The organism is Methylorubrum podarium (genome assembly GCF_022179745.1).
Classification (GTDB): domain Bacteria; phylum Pseudomonadota; class Alphaproteobacteria; order Rhizobiales; family Beijerinckiaceae; genus Methylobacterium; species Methylobacterium podarium.
Map to the genome: position 1 here is coordinate 1 of NZ_BPRD01000523.1, position 1,930 is coordinate 1,930.

The following is a 1,930-nucleotide window of genomic DNA, read 5'->3' on the forward strand; positions in this document are numbered from 1 at the left end:
TCCGCGCCTCGCCCTCGATCACGAGGAAGCGCCAGGGGGCGAGCTTGCCGTGGTCGGGCACCCGCGCAGCGATGGCGAGCCAGCCGTCGAGTTCCTCCGCCGTCGGGCCTGGCCCGTCGAGCAGCATCGGCGGCACCGAGCGGCGGGTGCGCAGCAGGGGAAGGGTGCCGGTCTGAGTGGCGTCTCGGATCTCGGTCATGGACAATCCGCGTTGAGAGGGTGAAGCTCGGATCACGACCGCCATGCCGCCGCCACGGTCGGGTTTCAAGAGCGCGCAGGCGCTCGAGACGGCGCCAGACGGTGTCCTGTGGGGCGAGCGGAAGGAACGGGGACGATGGGACGCGGGTCCGCAGGCTGCAAGACCGTTTCCTTGTCCGCCGCTCTGGCCGGTCTCGTCGCGATCGCGCCGGCCGCCGCGCAGGCGCCGACGCCGTTCGGGCCGGGCCTGCCCTCGCCGGGGATCACCGGGCCGGTTCTGCCGCCGCCCGCGGCGGAAGGCGAGGCGGACCTGTCACTCTCGGCGGTCTTCGTCGGCGCGAACGGGCCGATCCGCTCCGGCCTGACCTGGCGCATCTACGGCGAGAACGGGGACGGCACCCGCCCGGCCATCGTCGCCCGCTCGAACGATCCCGCCCCGACCTTCAAGCTCGCGGCCGGCGCCTACGTCGCCACCGTCACCTACGGCTATGCCAGCGCGTCGAAGCGGATCACCATGGCGGGCACCGCCAACACGGATCAGCTCCGCGTCACCGCGGGCGCCCTCAAGCTGTCGGGGGCGGTCGGCGACCAGAAGATCCCGGGCAACCAGCTCGGCTTCTCGGTCTACGTGCCGATCGGGACGAACTCGGAAGGGCGCCTCGTGCGCAGCGGCATCAAGGCCGGCGAGATCGTGCGCCTGCCCGAGGGGACCTACCACGTCGTGTCGAGCTACGGCGACTCGAACGCGATCCAGCGCGCCGACCTCCGGGTTGAGAACGGCAAGGTCACCGACGCGACCATGAACCACCGCGCCGCCACCGTGACCCTGAAGCTCGTGGCGGCCCCCGGCTCCGAAGCCTTCGCCGGCACCGCCTTCAGCGTGCTGACGCCGGGCGGCGACACGATCCGCGAGGCGATCGGCGCCTTCCCCTCCGTGACCCTGGCGGAGGGCGACTACGTGCTGATCGCCCGCCACGACGGGCAGGTCTTCACCCGCGAGTTCAAGGTGGAGAGCGGCATGGACCGCGACATCGAGGTCGTGGCCAAGGGAAGCTGAAATCGATGCGTCGGCGTACGACCGCTCTCGCGGCTTCCCTGATCCTGGCCGGCGCGATCGCGGCCGAGGCTCAGACCGTCGTGGACGGCTCCGACACGGGTGTCGGTGCGGAGGCGGCGCGCGCGGCTCTGGTCCTGATCGAGAAACAGATGCGCGATCCGGAAGCCAGGGTCGCCGACCTGCGGATCGGCCGGGCCTGGGCGCTGTGCGGCACGGTCGATGTGAGGAACCGCATGGGCGCCCATACCGGGCCGCGCCCGTTCGTCGCCGATCTGGCGGAAAACTTCCTCGGGCGGCTGCCCGAGGGGCCGGAACTGCGCAGCCCGGCGAGTCCGGCGGCGTTCACCGCCATGGAGCGGGCGCGGGCGCTGTTCGCGGCGAATTGCACCGAGGGCTGAGCAGCCAGCCTCCGTCAGCCGAACGGCGCGACCAGCACCAGCGCCAGAATGAAGCCGACGGCGAAGACGATGGCGTCACGGACCCCGTAGACACCCCATCCCGCGGCGGCGGTCTCACGAGAATGGGACCAGACGTCCATGGCTTCCCCCCTCTTCCGGTGTCCGAGCAATCGTGCCGTGCCCGCTCGAACCGTACGCCTCGGCGAACGGCAGGCTCGGACATTTCATGCCGTTTCCGGTTGATCGCTTCGGCCTCCGTCGCTTCTCTCCTCCCCCT

Annotated in this window: 4 protein-coding genes; 2 read left to right on the forward strand and 2 right to left on the reverse strand. The window is 71.2% G+C overall.

The window, feature by feature from the left end:
• Positions 1-199: nitroreductase family protein (locus tag MFF42_RS22655; RefSeq protein WP_238257932.1), on the reverse strand; the 199-nt coding region annotated here is incomplete at its 3' end.
• A 135-nt stretch (positions 200-334) separates the two neighbouring features.
• On the opposite strand from MFF42_RS22655, the gene MFF42_RS22660 reads away from it, so the two are divergent.
• Positions 335-1,255, forward strand: a complete 921-nt coding sequence (locus MFF42_RS22660) for an RgsD C-terminal domain-containing protein (RefSeq protein ID WP_238257934.1) — start codon at positions 335-337, stop codon at positions 1,253-1,255.
• Positions 1,256-1,260: 5 nt separating this feature from the next.
• Positions 1,261-1,653, forward strand: a complete 393-nt coding sequence (locus tag MFF42_RS22665) for a hypothetical protein (RefSeq protein ID WP_238257935.1) — start codon at positions 1,261-1,263, stop codon at positions 1,651-1,653.
• Between the two features lie 14 nt (positions 1,654-1,667).
• Here MFF42_RS22665 and MFF42_RS26405 read toward each other — a convergent pair whose 3' ends face one another.
• Positions 1,668-1,793, reverse strand: coding sequence for a hypothetical protein (locus tag MFF42_RS26405; protein WP_283206916.1), 126 nt, complete (start codon positions 1,791-1,793; stop codon positions 1,668-1,670).
• Between the last annotated feature and the right edge of the window lie 137 nt (positions 1,794-1,930).

Bases quoted from the DNA above. Each gene is read 5' to 3' on its own strand.
- MFF42_RS22660 (WP_238257934.1), top strand. From the start codon at position 335: ATGGGACGCGGGTCCGCAGGCTGCAAGACCGTTTCCTTGTCCGCCGCT.
- MFF42_RS22665 (WP_238257935.1), top strand. From the start codon at position 1,261: ATGCGTCGGCGTACGACCGCTCTCGCGGCTTCCCTGATCCTGGCCGGC.
- MFF42_RS26405 (WP_283206916.1), bottom strand. From the start codon at position 1,793: ATGGACGTCTGGTCCCATTCTCGTGAGACCGCCGCCGCGGGATGGGGT.